This window comes from Pseudomonas sp. BJa3, from assembly GCF_026343815.1.
Lineage (GTDB): Bacteria > Pseudomonadota > Gammaproteobacteria > Pseudomonadales > Pseudomonadaceae > Aquipseudomonas > Aquipseudomonas soli.
The window spans coordinates 99,176-112,878 of the sequence record NZ_JAOXMC010000010.1; the positions used below are offsets into that span (position 1 = coordinate 99,176).

General features: G+C 62.9%; 12 protein-coding genes. 9 read left to right on the top strand and 3 right to left on the bottom strand.

Annotated elements, in window-relative coordinates:
• Positions 1–30: 30 nt before the first annotated feature.
• Together OH705_RS14565 and OH705_RS14570 are read right to left on the bottom strand one after the other, a co-directional pair.
• Positions 31–846: a VacJ family lipoprotein gene (locus OH705_RS14565; RefSeq protein ID WP_023630784.1), complete on the bottom strand. Its 816-nt coding sequence runs from the start codon at positions 844–846 to the stop codon at positions 31–33.
• Positions 839–2,137 carry a serine/threonine protein kinase gene (locus OH705_RS14570; protein ID WP_031315201.1) on the bottom strand — a complete coding sequence of 433 codons (1,299 nt, stop codon included), beginning with the start codon at positions 2,135–2,137 and terminating at the stop codon, positions 839–841. Before OH705_RS14570 ends, OH705_RS14565 begins: the two co-directional genes overlap by 8 nt.
• A 217-nt stretch (positions 2,138–2,354) precedes the next feature.
• Between OH705_RS14570 and OH705_RS14575 the strand changes: the two genes are divergently transcribed.
• Positions 2,355–2,708, top strand: a complete 354-nt coding sequence (locus OH705_RS14575; protein WP_094011836.1) for a hypothetical protein — start codon at positions 2,355–2,357, stop codon at positions 2,706–2,708.
• Between the two features lie 114 nt (positions 2,709–2,822).
• Here OH705_RS14575 and OH705_RS14580 read toward each other — a convergent pair whose 3' ends face one another.
• The gene (locus OH705_RS14580; protein WP_267302419.1) at positions 2,823–4,370 is read right to left on the bottom strand and encodes a beta (1-6) glucans synthase; all 1,548 of its coding nucleotides are present in this window, start codon (positions 4,368–4,370) and stop codon (positions 2,823–2,825) included.
• Between the two features lie 222 nt (positions 4,371–4,592).
• Between OH705_RS14580 and OH705_RS14585 the strand changes: the two genes are divergently transcribed.
• The 8 genes from OH705_RS14585 to OH705_RS14620 all read left to right on the top strand — a co-directional run bounded on the left by OH705_RS14585 (position 4,593) and on the right by OH705_RS14620 (position 13,659).
• Positions 4,593–5,453, top strand: a complete 861-nt coding sequence (locus OH705_RS14585; protein WP_267302420.1) for a glycine betaine ABC transporter substrate-binding protein — start codon at positions 4,593–4,595, stop codon at positions 5,451–5,453.
• A 192-nt stretch (positions 5,454–5,645) separates the two neighbouring features.
• Positions 5,646–5,957, top strand: a complete 312-nt coding sequence (locus OH705_RS14590) for a DUF485 domain-containing protein (RefSeq protein WP_023629970.1) — start codon at positions 5,646–5,648, stop codon at positions 5,955–5,957.
• Positions 5,954–7,618, top strand: coding sequence for a cation acetate symporter (locus OH705_RS14595; RefSeq protein WP_038706600.1), 1,665 nt, complete (start codon positions 5,954–5,956; stop codon positions 7,616–7,618). The genes OH705_RS14590 and OH705_RS14595 overlap by 4 nt, the downstream gene beginning before the upstream one ends.
• A 199-nt stretch (positions 7,619–7,817) precedes the next feature.
• Positions 7,818–8,297: a CS1 type fimbrial major subunit gene (locus OH705_RS14600; RefSeq protein WP_023629971.1), complete on the top strand. Its 480-nt coding sequence runs from the start codon at positions 7,818–7,820 to the stop codon at positions 8,295–8,297.
• Between the two features lie 86 nt (positions 8,298–8,383).
• Positions 8,384–10,894 carry a CS1-pili formation C-terminal domain-containing protein gene (locus OH705_RS14605; protein WP_110605322.1) on the top strand — a complete coding sequence of 837 codons (2,511 nt, stop codon included), beginning with the start codon at positions 8,384–8,386 and terminating at the stop codon, positions 10,892–10,894.
• Positions 10,895–11,062: 168 nt separating this feature from the next.
• Positions 11,063–11,797, top strand: coding sequence for a molecular chaperone (locus OH705_RS14610; RefSeq protein ID WP_267302421.1), 735 nt, complete (start codon positions 11,063–11,065; stop codon positions 11,795–11,797).
• Between the two features lie 212 nt (positions 11,798–12,009).
• Entirely contained in the window at positions 12,010–13,002 is a 993-nt protein-coding gene (locus OH705_RS14615; protein WP_232888248.1) for a hypothetical protein, read from the top strand.
• Between the two features lie 30 nt (positions 13,003–13,032).
• A complete protein-coding gene (locus OH705_RS14620) occupies positions 13,033–13,659 on the top strand; it encodes a response regulator transcription factor (RefSeq protein WP_023630062.1) in 627 nt (208 codons plus the stop codon).
• Positions 13,660–13,703 lie beyond the last annotated feature (44 nt).

Consider the following 13,703-nt stretch of genomic DNA (forward strand, 5'->3'; position numbering starts at 1 on the left):
GCGAAAGGGCCGCGTAGCGGCCCATGCTTACTATTCGGCGATCTGCAACTTGCGCGACTGGGTATACACGTATCGCAGCTTCTCGTACTCGAACGGCGAGTTGGTCTGCCCGTAGCGGAAGTTGGTGGTGTAGCGCTTGTCCACCGCCCGCAGCACGGTCAGCTCCGGGTGGTCGCTGGCGGTCTCGGGTACGTTCAGGTAGTTGATCTCCTTTTCCCCCACGTAATCCACCACCAGTCCGGTGGTGTCGCGCAGGTTCGACGGCCCGAAGATCGGCAGCATCAGGTACGGTCCGTCCGGCACCCCGTAGAAGCCCAGGGTCTGGCCGAAGTCCTCGCTCTGCCGAGGCAGGCCCATCTTGGTCGCCGGGTCCCACAAGCCGCCGACCCCGATGATGGTGTTGAACATCAATCGGGCGGTGATCTGTGCCGAACGCTGAGGCTTGAGCTGTAGCACACTGTTGAAAAGGTTGGGCACATCACCCAGGTTGTTGAAGAAGTTGCTCACCCCGGTGCGCACGAAGCTGGGGGTGATGTAGCGGTAGCCGTCGACCACCGGCAGGAACACCCATTGGTCGAAGCGGTAGTTGAAGTGGTAGATGCGCCGGTTCAGCGACTCCAGCGGGTCATAGATGTTCAGCGCGGCCAGGGTCGAGCGTTCGAATTCGCGCTGGTCCAGGCCGGGATTGAATTTCAGTTCGCGCAGCGGGTCGACGAAACCGTCCGATTCCACGGTGAGGGTTTCGGTCTTGTCGGCCTCGACCACGCTGGCACGTGGCGCGACTTCCTCGGCCAGGGCGCAGCCGCTGGCGAGCAGGGCGGTGACGAGCAGCAGTCTGTTAACCACGGAAGAACTCCAGCATGGCGTCGCTGTTGACGCGGTAGTTGAGGTTGCCGCAATGGCCGCCATGGGGGTAGAGCGTCAGGCGTTCGCCGAATACCCGGCGCAGGAAGCCGATATCGCCTGGGCCGAGAATCACATCGTCGGCGTTATGCATCACGGCGATCTTCGGGTTGTCACGCAGATAGTCCTCCAAGGCGTACAGGCTCACCTGGTCGATCAGTTGCAGCAAGCTGTTGCCGTCGGTGCGCGCGCGCCACATCGGGATCACCTGCTCGGTCAGGTAGCAGTCGAAGTCGCACTGCAGGGCCCGTTTGAAGAAGGGTTCCAGGCTGCTGCCCTCGGTGATCGGGAATTTAGGCGGAATGATCAGCCCGCGACGGTTGATCAGGTCGGAGGTAAAGGCGATGTCGGCGGCCGAGAAGCGGAACGAGGTGCCGATGAGCATGGCCATCTGCTCGTTGGACAGGTGCTCCCGCGACTTCTGGAAGTCGTAGAGCAACGCATCATTGAGGTCGATATAGCCCTTGTCCTGGAAGTAGCGGGTGAGCTTTTCCAGCATCAGTTCATAGAAAGTGGTGCTGCGGTCGATGCCCTTGACCCGGGTCTGCACCAGCTTGTCCAGGTTGGTGATCGAGGTGTAAAGGTTGACCGGCGGGTTGAGCAGCAGCACACGCTTGAACTTGAAGCTTTGGCGGGTTTCGTCGAGCTTGCTGACGAACGCCGCGTCCAATGCACCCAGGCTGTAGCCGGTCAGGTAATACTCGCTGACCGGCAGGCGTGCCTGCTGGGCGCGCACCGCCTGCATGACCCGGTACAAGTCCTTGGCATCTTCGCTCGACACCCCAGGGGTAGCGAAGCGCGAGGCGGCGCTCATGAAGTCCCAACTGGTGGGCGAGGACAGCTGCACCACATGGTAGCCGGCCTGGTAGAACAGCTTCTTCAGGTATTCGTTGATGCTGCTGGAGTAGGGCGCGCCGGTGCCGGCGATCAGGAAGATCAGCGGCGCTTCGTGATCTTGCCTGGCCAGGCGGTAGCGCAGCTTCTTCACTGACCAGAAGTTGTCGGGCAGGGTGAACTCGCGTTCCGGGCGCAGGGTGAGGCTGTAGTCGGCCTGGTCGATGTCATCGTCGCTGGGCAGCGTCGGGCGCTTTTCCGGCGGCGTGGTGGCGATGGTCGCCTCGAACGGGTTGGTCAACGGGTAACCGTAGCTCGCGGCATCGACATCCCGCGCCGAGGCGGCCGCAGCCATGAGCAGGCCGCCGAGCAGGGCGGCGAGGCGCAAAGATCGAAGCATGTAGTCCCCCAAGGAAAACGCAAGGTCGTGCATTACGCAGGCTAGGACCACTGCAGACTGTACAAAGTTGCCCGTCGCCCTGTCGTTCGTCGCACCAGATGTTGCCGCGCCAGCCAACGTTTGTCTTGTGCAACATAGCTGCTAGGCCATGATTTTGCCTTTCAGCACTGCGCTGGGGGATCATGCAGCGTTTCCATTACCGCTGTTGGAGAACCGGATGTCTCGTACGTGGCCACTCTATGTCCTGCTGGCGTGCCTGGGCCTGTGGCTGGCGGCCAGCTATGGCGTGCGTTATGGGTTGATGGAGGATGCCCGGTGGGTCGGGTTGTGCAGTGCGTCAGGGGATACCTGGCAATGCCAGGCGCGATCATTGCTCGGGTTGGCAATCCACTTTCAGGTAATGGCCTGGGCGGCACTGGGCCTGGCGTTGGTCTGCCAGTTGTGGCCGGGGCGGGGCGGCTGGTGGCTGGCGGTGCTGGCGTTGGTGTTTGGGGGGCCGGCACTGGTGCTGTATACCGCGAGCATCGCGGTGTTTGCGTTGGTGCTGGCGGGGTTGCGGCTGGTGCGGTAAATGCGCGGCCGCTGGGCGGCCCTCGCCGGTAAGCCGGCTCCCACAAGGTCTGACACGCTTATCTTTGGGAGCCGGCTTGCCGGCGAATCGAGGACGAAGTCCTCGCGCTGGGTTTCACGCCGGGCGCAACCTCAGGCTGCGCCACAACGCCCCGACCATCAATACGCTGACCACCGCCCACCCCCACGCCTGCGGGTTCTGCAGCCCTTCGCGGAACAACTGTGGCGCCACCCCGGCACCCACGATGAAGGCGAGCAGGGCCACCTCGGCTCGCCGCGCCGGGACTGGTCGCAACAGATAGACCAGCGACGGCAGCAGCAACGCAGCGCTGGGAAAGCTGCGATAGCGGGGGTCGAATACCATCGCCAGCATGCTCACCGCCCCCGCGAACCCTGCCGCCAGCAACCATAAGCCTGCGTGCGCCTCGAGCCAGGCGAACAGCCGCTGGCGCCAGCCATCACGCCGGGCCAGCGCCAGTGCGCCGTGGGCCAGCACCAGCAGGTTCAGCCCGGCCAGGGCGAATGCCCATAACCACTCGCCGGCAAAGCGGGCATTGGTGCGAACCAGCTCCCCCCACAACCCCAGGCAGCCGGCGCCCAGGGCCACGAGCAACGGTAGCAGCAAGGTGGCGCGCTGGTCGGCTGGACGCCCGGCCAGGGCAAGGACCGCCAGCATCACGGCCACGCTGGCCAGCAACCAGTGTGGCCACAGTGCCAGGTTGCTCACCGGCCCTTCGAGCACGCCCTTGTCCTGGCGGTCGGCGTCGTACAGCCCCCAGTAGCCGCCCACGGCGCCTTCGCTGGCGCGCTTCCACGGCTGGTCGAAGGCTTCGATCAGGTTGTAGCGCCAGCCGTTGGCTTCGGCCAGGGCGACGAAGCCGCGGATGAAGCGGGCCTCGTTGACCCGGCTCGGCTCGGCGGTTTCGCGCTGGCGGCCCTCGCTGGGCCAGCCGGTTTCACCGATCAGGATGTCCTTGGGCGCAAAGCGGTTGCCGAATACCTGGCGCACCTCGGCGACATGGGCCAGCGCCGCATCGATGCCGCGGGGCTCGTCCTCCCAGTAGGGCAGCAGGTGGATGGTCAGGAAATCCACCGCCGGTGCGATCTGGGGATGCTGCAGCCAGAACTCCCAGACATCGGCATAGGTCACTGGCACGCTGACCTGGCTTTTGACCTTGGCGATCAGGCCGGCCAGGCGCTCGCCGGTGATTTCCTTGCGTAGCAGCGCCTCGTTGCCGACGATCACCGCGCTGACCACGTCGGGGTTGGCGTTGGCCGCGGCGATCAGCAACTCTACTTCCTTGTCGGTGTCCAGCGGGTTGGCGTTGACCCAGGCGCCGAGCATCACTTTCAGCCCGTGCTTGCGCGCCAGCGCCGGGATCGCCTCGAGGCCGGTCATCGAGTAGGTACGGATGCACTGGAAACGCTCGCTGAGCAACGCCAGGTCGGCATCCATGCGCGCCGGGCGCAGGCGGAACGGCTGGTCGAAGGGCGACTGGTCCTTGTCGAAGGGGGTGTACGAGGCGCACTGCAGCTTGTGCGTCGGGCTGGCGGCATCGGGCAGGTGCACCGGCCTGCCGAGCCCATACCAGAGGGCGGCGAGACAGAGGAAGGCGAGCAGGCTGGCGAGCAGGTAGAGCGTGCGCAACATCGGGCGGTCCATCGTCGTATTCGGGAACTGGGGCCGCTGCGCAGCCCCGAGGACCCGTGATAGTAGCCCGGCGCCAAGCGTTTGGCATGCAAGGATCGCGCAGGCTGCCCTGACTGGGTGACGCTAATGGCACAGTGCTGTCGCTGATCGCTCGCTGAACGTCGCTGCCAGAGCAGGTCGCAGGCGCAGGCAGGTCGATGATGCAATCTCCAAGACCTGACGAGGGATGCTTTGATGGCGACTATTACAAGAATGCGACGTTTCCTGGGCGTGGGTACCGCCCTGGTTTTGGCCATGAGTACTGCGCAGGCAATGGCCAAGGAAGTCAGCATCGGTTACGTGGATGGCTGGTCCGACAGCGTCGCCACCACCAACGTGGCCGCCGAAGTGATCAGGCAGAAACTCGGCTATGACGTGAAGCTGCAGGCCGTTGCCACCGGCATCATGTGGCAGGGCGTGGCCACCGGCAAGCTCGATGCCATGCTCTCGGCCTGGCTGCCGGTGACCCACGGCGAGTACTGGACCAAGAACAAGGACAACGTGGTCGATTACGGCCCCAACTTCAAGGACGCCAAGATCGGCCTGATCGTCCCTGAGTGCGTCAAGGCCAACAGTATCGAAGATCTCAAGACCGATCAGAGCTTCAAGCAGAAGATCGTCGGGATCGATGCCGGCTCCGGAGTCATGCTCAAGACCGATCAGGCCATCAAGGACTACGGCTTGACCGGGTACAAGCTGACCGCCAGCTCCGGCGCGGCGATGACCGCGGAGCTGGGCCGCTCCTACGCTAAACAACAATCCATCGCCGTGACCGGCTGGGTACCGCATTGGATGTTCGCCAAATGGAAGCTGAAGTTCCTCGAGGATCCAAAAGGCGTGTATGGCGCCGCTGAGACGGTCAACAGCATCGGCAGCAAGGAATTGGCGAGCAAGGCTCCGGAAGTTGCCGAGTTCCTCAAGAAGTTCCAGTGGCAGTCCAAGGATGAGATCGGTGAGGTGATGCTGGCGATCCAGGAAGGCGCCAAGCCCGAGGCGGCAGCCAAGGACTGGGTGGCCAAGCATCCGGAGCGGGTCAAGGAGTGGACCGGCAAGTAAGCGCTGGAAGAATCGCGGGCAAGCCCGATCCCACAGACATCGTGGGGGCGGGCTTGCCCGCGATGCGTTTGCGGTTGTTGCAAATTTTGCAAAACACCGTTGCATCTAAGACTAAGGTCGTCTGGTTGGCGTCCATCGGCAGAATAAAGTGGAGTCGGGTTCTCCCTAATCTGTGCTGCTAGGACAAAAACAATGAACGACAGCATTTACCAATCGATACAGAACAGTCCGCGCTTCAAGGAACTGGTCACCAAGCGCGAGCGTTTCGCCTGGATCCTCTCGGCGATCATGCTCGGTCTCTATTGCGCCTTCATCCTCCTCATCGCTTATGGCCCGCATGTGCTGGGCGCCAAGCTCAGCGCCGGCTCGTCGATCACCTGGGGCATCCCCCTCGGTGTCGGGCTGATCCTCTCGGCATTCGTGCTCACCGCGCTCTATGTGCGCCGCGCCAACGGTGAATTCGACGAGTTGAACAAGGCGATCCTCGAGGAGGCCAAGCAATGATCCGACACGCCAAAACCCTGGCCGTCCTGGCCTGCGGTGCCTTCGCACCCGCCGTGTGGGCCGCCGATGCCTTGACCGGTGAGGTGCAGAAACAACCGCTGAACGTCGCTGCCATCGCCATGTTCGTGGCCTTCGTCGCTTTCACCCTGGGTATTACCTACTGGGCCTCCAAGCGCAACAAGTCCGCGGCGGACTATTATGCCGCCGGCGGCAAGATCACCGGTTTCCAGAACGGCTTGGCAATCGCCGGTGACTACATGTCGGCAGCCTCGTTCCTGGGTATTTCCGCCCTGGTGTTCACCTCGGGCTACGATGGCCTGATCTACTCCATTGGCTTCCTGGTCGGCTGGCCGATCATCCTCTTCCTGATTGCCGAACGCCTGCGCAACCTGGGCAAGTACACCTTCGCCGATGTTGCCTCGTATCGTCTCGGTCAAAAGGAAATCCGCACCCTGTCGGCTTCCGGTTCGCTGGTGGTGGTGGCGTTCTACCTGATCGCGCAGATGGTCGGTGCCGGCAAGCTGATCGAGTTGCTGTTTGGCCTGGACTACCATGTTGCAGTGATCCTGGTCGGTATCCTGATGTGCCTGTATGTGCTGTTCGGCGGCATGCTGGCCACCACCTGGGTGCAGATCATCAAGGCGGTGCTGTTGTTGTCCGGCGCCAGCTTCATGGCATTGATGGTGATGAAGCACGTCGGCTTCGACTTCAACACCCTGTTCTCCGAAGCGATCAAGGTACACGCCAAGGGCGAGGCGATCATGAGCCCGGGTGGTCTGGTCAAGGACCCGATCTCGGCCTTCTCGCTGGGCCTGGCGCTGATGTTCGGCACCGCCGGCCTGCCGCACATCCTGATGCGCTTCTTCACCGTCAGTGACGCCAAGGAAGCCCGCAAGAGCGTGCTCTACGCCACTGGTTTCATCGGTTACTTCTACATCCTGACCTTCATCATCGGCTTCGGCGCGATCCTGCTGGTCAGCACCAACCCCGACTTCAAGGATGCCGCCGGCGCCCTGATCGGCGGCAACAACATGGCAGCGGTACACCTGGCCGACGCGGTAGGTGGCAGCGTGTTCCTCGGCTTCATCTCGGCAGTGGCCTTCGCCACCATCCTCGCGGTGGTCGCGGGCCTGACCCTGGCTGGTGCCTCGGCGGTGTCCCATGACCTGTACGCCAGCGTCTGGCGCAAGGGCAAGGCCAACGACAAGGACGAGATCCGCGTGTCGAAGATCACCACCGTCGCCCTGGGCGTGCTGGCGATCGGCTTAGGCATCCTCTTCGAGAAGCAGAACATCGCCTTCATGGTCGGCCTGGCCTTCTCCATCGCCGCCAGCTGCAACTTCCCGGTGCTGTTGCTTTCGATGTACTGGAAGAAACTGACCACCCGCGGCGCCATGATCGGCGGCTGGATGGGCCTGGTCAGCGCGGTGGGCCTGATGATCCTCGGCCCGACCATCTGGGTGCAGATCCTCGGTCATGAGAAAGCCATCTATCCCTACGAGTACCCGGCGCTGTTCTCCATGATCATCGCCTTCGCCGGTATCTGGTTCTTCTCGGTCACCGACAAGTCCAAGGCAGCCGAGAACGAACGTGCACTGTTCTTCCCGCAGTTCGTCCGTTCGCAGACCGGCCTGGGGGCCAGTGGCGCAGTCTCCCACTGATACCTCGCGCGGAACACACAATGCCCCGGCCAATGCCGGGGCATTGTGCTTCCAGGCTTGTGACATGACTTGCCGCTAGGAAATTTCTTAGGCTCGCTCGGAACGGTCTTAGTCATCGTCGTGACGTATTCACCAATACTTCTCCTCACCCGCTGGCCATGCGCCGGCAGGCATTGACCACTTCAAGGAGATCAGATTCGTGAAACGTACGTTACTCGCCCTTCCCCTGGCCATGTTCTTCGCGGGCTCCGCTTTTGCGGTGGACCCGATCGAGAAGCAGGTCCAGGTGACTGCCCAGGTGCCGACCGACGCTTTCTTCGTCGAACCGGTGGGCGGCAACTGGATGAACGACCCGCAGGAAATGGCCTGGAACTCGTATCAGGCCAAGCTCGATCCGATCCGCAAGGAATTGCAGGTCAAGAGCACTGTGGGCCCGATCACCGCCTATCTGGTTTCGCCGGCGGTCATCGCCAGTGGCACCGAAAACATCGGCCTCGACGTCAAGGTCGGCGACACCGTGTTGCAGACCACCCCTGCCGAAGTCGTCAGCGCCACCCAGGCGGCACCGGGCGCGATCATTGGCTTCGAGGTGGCGGCCCAGCCTGCGCCAGCTAGTGGTTATGTGCCGGGCAACTACCAGGGCCTGGTGAGCATGATCTTCGAAACCGCCGCACCCTGAGTCCTCTCTCTTTGTTCATCCGTTGTTCCCCCTGACCCTCGGCTCCCGCCGAGGGGCGGGTGGGTATTGCCTGCAAGCGACGCCTCATGACCAATCATTCCACCCTGGCGGCCATGGGCCGCTGGTTGCTGTTGCCGGCCTGGCTGGCCGTCCATTCGCCCGCCAGCCAGGCCGCCGGCAATGCACTTGGTGCCCTCGATGGCCTGCCGCGCGAGTTCGAAGCACATTTTTTTGATGTGCCGCTGGCAGTCCGGGTCGACCTCGATGGGCGCTACCTCGGTGATGCCATGGTGGTGCTCAGTCGCGATCAGCGCGTGCAACTGCTGGAGTTCACCGATACCCTCGACAGCCGTGAACCGGAAAGCCTGCGCCGCCGCTGGCGCGAGCGCCTGATTGACGGCCGTCCGTTGGGGGACTGTCGCGCCGATTGCCCCGACGGCCTGCGCGCGGTGCACTACAGCCTGGTGAACTCGCAGCTGTCGCTATTGACCGACCAGGCCGAGATCTCCGATGTCAGTGAACGTTTTCATCGTCAGCCGGAGCAGGGCAGCTATGGGCTGCTGCTGCGCAACCAGCTCAACCTGGTCAATGACGGCCATGCCACCAGTGGTCGTTATGCCTTACAGGGCCAGGGCAGCGTGGGCAACTGGACCACCTTGGCCGACGGCCAGCTCGACCGGGGCAGCGACAGCCGCCAGGGCACGCGCCATCGGGTCGACCAGTTGTATGCCGAGCGCCTGGTGGAAAACCAGTTCTATCGGCTGGGGTACTTCACTCCCAGCGCCCAGGGTTTGACCCGCCAGCCGCGGTTGATGGGCTCCAGGGCTGACACCACCCTTGGCCTGATGCTTGGCAGCAGCGACAGCCTGGCTATCGACACTGGCGCACCCAGTGCCACGCCGATCTACGTGACCCCCAATCGTCCAGCCGTCGCCGAGGTCTATCGCAATGGCGTGCTGATCAACAGTCAACCGGTGCAGCCTGGTTTGCAGGCCCTCGACACCAAAGTGCTACCCGGAGGCATCTACGAAGTCGAGGTGCGCCTGGTCGAAGACGGCCAGGAAACCTCGCGCAGTCAGGAATTCATCTACAAACCCAGCAACTGGCGCAGCACCGACGCGCCCTGGCGCTACAACCTGTACCTGGGGCGCCAGAGCACGTTGTTGAGCAACTGGGAGCGGGGCAACGACGACAGCCTCGCCGCTGGCGTGCTGGCCAACTACATGCTGCATCCGCGGGCGATCCTGGGCTTGTCGGCGCAGCGCGTCGATGACGCCCTGCAGTATGGCACCTCGCTGGACTGGGACATGCGGGAGCGGTTCAAGCTTTACGCCAACCTGTTCCAGACGCAAGGCCAGGGCAACGGCTACGACTTCCAGCTGATCCATGCCTATGACAGTGGCTCGTTTGTTGCCAGCCACAGTCGAACCTGGCTGGCGCGCCCTGAATGGCGTCGCCTCGATGATGGAGCGTCGCGGCCATTCCAGGCACGCCAGACGCAGTCGTCCCTGTCGCTGAGCCATCGCCTCGATCCGCGCAATACCGTGAGCATGCGGCTGTCGCAGGCTGAAGGCGCCAATGCCGGCACCGGTCTCGACCTGGGGTGGTCGTACTATGGCCGGCTGCTGGGCTCCGATGCCAACTGGCGGTTGTCGCTGTTCGATCGTCCAGGAACGGCAGCCACCGGCGAGTCTCGCAGCCGCGGCGTCAACTTGAGCCTGAGCATGAGTCTGGGTGGCGGCAGTGGTCGGCGTGTGTCCGCCAGTGTCGGCAGCCGCACCTCGCGCGACGGTGGTCGCGACCTCAACGCCTCGCTGGCCTACCAGCAAGATGTCGATATCGGCCCACTGCGCAGCGTCGGCGCTACGCTCACTGCGGACCGCTACGGCGCAGGGCTTGGCGGCGACACCCAGTTCGAGAACCAGGTCGTGCACGGCGACGCCTATGTCCAGCGTTCGTCCTACAGCGGCGACTTCAACGGTGGCCTCAATCTGCAGAGCATGTTGGCCGTGGGAGCTGGCAAGGCGGCCATGAGTGGTCAGTACCTGCCGCACCAGGCCGGGCTGATCGTAGATGTCGAGACCGATATCGACGGGTTGAAGCTGCGCGCCGACGACCGCCATGGCGGTTCCGCCAACCTGCGGCCTGGGCGCAACGTGATCCCGGTTGCAGCCTACAAGGCCGGGCATGTGCAGTTCGACTTCGAGGGCAGCGCGGGCACCGCAGCCGTCATCCAACCCGCGAGCCTGGACTATCACCTCAACCGTGGCGGCATCGAATACCGTCAACTGCGGGTGTTGCGTACCGTTACCGTGTTGGGGCGCCTGTTTGACGAGCATGGCAAGCCGATGCGCGGCGCCCAGGTGATCAATCACGCCAGCCGCAGTGTTACCGAAACCGATGGCTTCTTTGCGGTCGAGATGAGCGAGTCGACCCCTAGCCTGGAGGTTCGCCAACAAGGGCGAGCGGTGTGTCTGCTCAGCCTGGACATCAACACCCTCGAGCGCGAGGACGATGTGCTGCTGGCTGGCGATCAACGTTGCGTGCCTGGGGTGGCGCAGGTCGAAGCAGCGGTTGCACGCAATGGGCAGGGTTAAGCCGTTCAGTAAGACGCATCTCAGGTGATAGCCCTGCACAGAGCAAAGGCCTACTGCCGTTTGGGACGTTTCAGGTTGCCATGCGGGAAGGATCCCGCTGGTTCGGCCATGGCCACGGAGCCACTCCCCATCAATACTTTCCCGTCAATGACGCACGGAGTTCGCATCATGAATATTTTCCTCCTGCTGGCCTCGACACTGCTGACGCTGCCCCTGGTCGCCAGTGCCGCCCCCGAGCTCAATGTCGGCGCGCTTTACGACTACATTGACGGTGACAAGAGCACCTTGCTCAAGCGGGTACGCAACAGCGGCGACACCACTGCGTTCGTCAAGGTCAGCGTCGCCGAACTGGTGTATGACGCAACTGGCGTTGCCCGTGAAATTGTCACTGATGGGCTGCCACTGGAGCAGCGCGGCTTGGTCGCCAGCCCGGCGCGGCTGATCGTACCCGCCCAAGGCATGCAAGCGGTACGCCTGCTTTACCGTGGCTCACGGGAGCAGGAGCGCTATTTCCGTCTGCGCTTCGTGCCGGTGCTACCGGAGCAGGGCGATGGTTTCATGGTGGATGAGCAGGAGGCTGAAAAGTACCGTGACAGCCTCAAGGCTGGGGTCAATCTGCTGGCCGGATATGGCTCGCTGTTGTTCGTCCGGCCTGCCGAGACACGTTATCAGACCCACGTAGGGCGCGCAGGCGGGCAACTGACGGTCGTGAACCAGGGTAATGCCACGGTCGTGCTCGATCATTTTCGCCTGTGCCAAGCCGCAGGGCAGAAATGTGGGCCCGCCACCAAACACCACATCCTGCCGGGTCGCACCCGACAGTTCGATGGGCAGGTCGGCAAGGTGCATCAGCTCGAGTTAATCGAGGGCGGTAATGCCAAGGCAATGGTGGTGGAGGGATGATCGTGCGTTTTTCTTCCACCAGACAGCGAGGGTGGGCGCGCTGGGGCTGGGCGATTGTACTGTGCGGGGTCATGCCAGTGGCCAGCGCATTGGAAGTGACTATCAGCGCACAGTATCGGGGTGGCGGATCAGGTCGCTTCGAAAACACAACCCCACCGGGTGGGGTGTGCAGGTACTGGCCTGCCACGTGCGGAGGGGTCACGACGGTCGACTTGCCGATTACCTTCACGAAAAAAGCGGTACAGGAGGCGGCGGATCCGCGCGACGAGTTCTTCCTGCAGCTTCCCGGGCGGCGTGAGGTGGATGTCTACCACGATGAAACCGGTGAGCCGCGACGAATGAGCTTCGAGTGGACGTTGTTCAGCGTGGTTGCCAAGAGCGCAAGACTCGATCGCAATCCAACCTATAGCCGGATACTCGGAGGATGTGTTTCCGGTGGTGGAGCGTCCGGCGGTTGGGGGGATGGCAGGGCTCGGGTGCTTTGGCGTCTCAGTGATTCGCTGACGCCTGGAGCTTGCTGGTCGCGTAGCACCTATGCCCCCGCAGGCACTGTGATGCAGGCTGACGTGGAAGAACTCAGTGTGGGTTTCAACCTGAACATACCGCCACCGTACCGGCTCAAGGCCGGCAAGTACCGGGGCTTCACCACCTTTCGCATCGGACCGGGCGGTGATTTCGACTTTGGTAACGATGTCAGCAACCTGAGTGGTGACAGCCTCACCGTCAATTTCGAACTCGATGTGCAGCACGCCTTCATGTTCGAGTTTCCACCCGGCTCTGATCGCGCTGTGCTGGAGCCCAGGAACGGCTGGCAGGCCTGGTTGGCAGGTGGCAAGGCGCCGCAGCGCATCTATCGCGACCTGCCGTTCAGGGTGTGGTCCACCGGCCCGTTCAAGGTCTACAAGCTTTGCCAGCACGACATGGGCGCGCATTGCGCGATCAGCAGTGACGAAGGGGAACAGGTGGCCGTGGAGGTCGCCATGAGTCTGCCTGCGGGTATCCAGCACCGGGGCCAGGCGGTGGAACGCCTGCAGTTGCCTACTGGCCGCTTCGCGGCGCTTCAGTTCGAGGCCGCTATGCCAACGCTGAACCGACCAGGCCAGTTGCATTTCGAGGTGGGACGCAATGATGTACAAGCGATGCTCAAGCACCCTGGCAGTAATTATGCCGGCCAGGTCACCGTTGTCTTCGACGCCGAGCTTTAAGCGGCTGACGTAGCGCGCGAGGTAAACGCTATGCACAGAGCCCTTGTGGTCGACGACCACCCTTTCATCCGCAGCACTGTCTGTATGCTGCTGCGCCAGCAACGCCTGGAGATCATCGGCCAGGCCGACAATGGCATCGACGCGGTGCGCCTGGCCCGTGAGCAGACACCGGACCTGGTGATTCTCGATATCGCCATGCCCGGCCTGGACGGGCTGGAAGTAATCGCCCGGATCAAGGCCCTGGGGACGCTCACCCGTATAGTGGTGCTGACCTCGCAACTGGCCGAGTCCTACTCGTTGCGCTGCATGCAAGCTGGGGCCGTTGGGTATGTGTCCAAAACCGATGATCTCGATGAACTCGGCAAAGCGGTACGCGCAGTTCTGTCAGGCTACAGCTACTTTCCCGAAGTGGCGCTCAGCTCGGTCAACCGCCGCGACCTGCAGGCAACCGAGGCACAGTGCATCGCCAGTTTGACCGATCGCGAGTTGATGGTCCTCCAGCACCTGGCGCGAGGCTATAGCAACAAGGCCATCGGCGAGGCGATGTTGCTGAGCAACAAGACCATCAGCACCTACAAGATTCGCCTGCTGGAAAAGCTGCGACTCAGCTCGTTGATCGACCTGGCGGATTTCGCCCGTCGCAACGCGCTCATCTGAGCGCTGTCCCCGTGTTCCTGCGTGCCTTGCTGATAGGGATACTG

What these genes read in the sequence shown, in the direction of transcription:
- OH705_RS14575 (WP_094011836.1), top strand. Translation starts at nt 2,355, where the DNA reads ATGTCTCGTACGTGGCCACTCTATGTCCTGCTGGCGTGCCTGGGCCTG.
- OH705_RS14570 (WP_031315201.1), bottom strand. Translation starts at nt 2,137, where the DNA reads ATGCTTCGATCTTTGCGCCTCGCCGCCCTGCTCGGCGGCCTGCTCATG.
- OH705_RS14595 (WP_038706600.1), top strand. Translation starts at nt 5,954, where the DNA reads ATGATCCGACACGCCAAAACCCTGGCCGTCCTGGCCTGCGGTGCCTTC.
- OH705_RS14605 (WP_110605322.1), top strand. Translation starts at nt 8,384, where the DNA reads ATGACCAATCATTCCACCCTGGCGGCCATGGGCCGCTGGTTGCTGTTG.
- OH705_RS14580 (WP_267302419.1), bottom strand. Translation starts at nt 4,370, where the DNA reads ATGGACCGCCCGATGTTGCGCACGCTCTACCTGCTCGCCAGCCTGCTC.
- OH705_RS14590 (WP_023629970.1), top strand. Translation starts at nt 5,646, where the DNA reads ATGAACGACAGCATTTACCAATCGATACAGAACAGTCCGCGCTTCAAG.
- OH705_RS14620 (WP_023630062.1), top strand. Translation starts at nt 13,033, where the DNA reads ATGCACAGAGCCCTTGTGGTCGACGACCACCCTTTCATCCGCAGCACT.
- OH705_RS14585 (WP_267302420.1), top strand. Translation starts at nt 4,593, where the DNA reads ATGGCGACTATTACAAGAATGCGACGTTTCCTGGGCGTGGGTACCGCC.
- OH705_RS14610 (WP_267302421.1), top strand. Translation starts at nt 11,063, where the DNA reads ATGAATATTTTCCTCCTGCTGGCCTCGACACTGCTGACGCTGCCCCTG.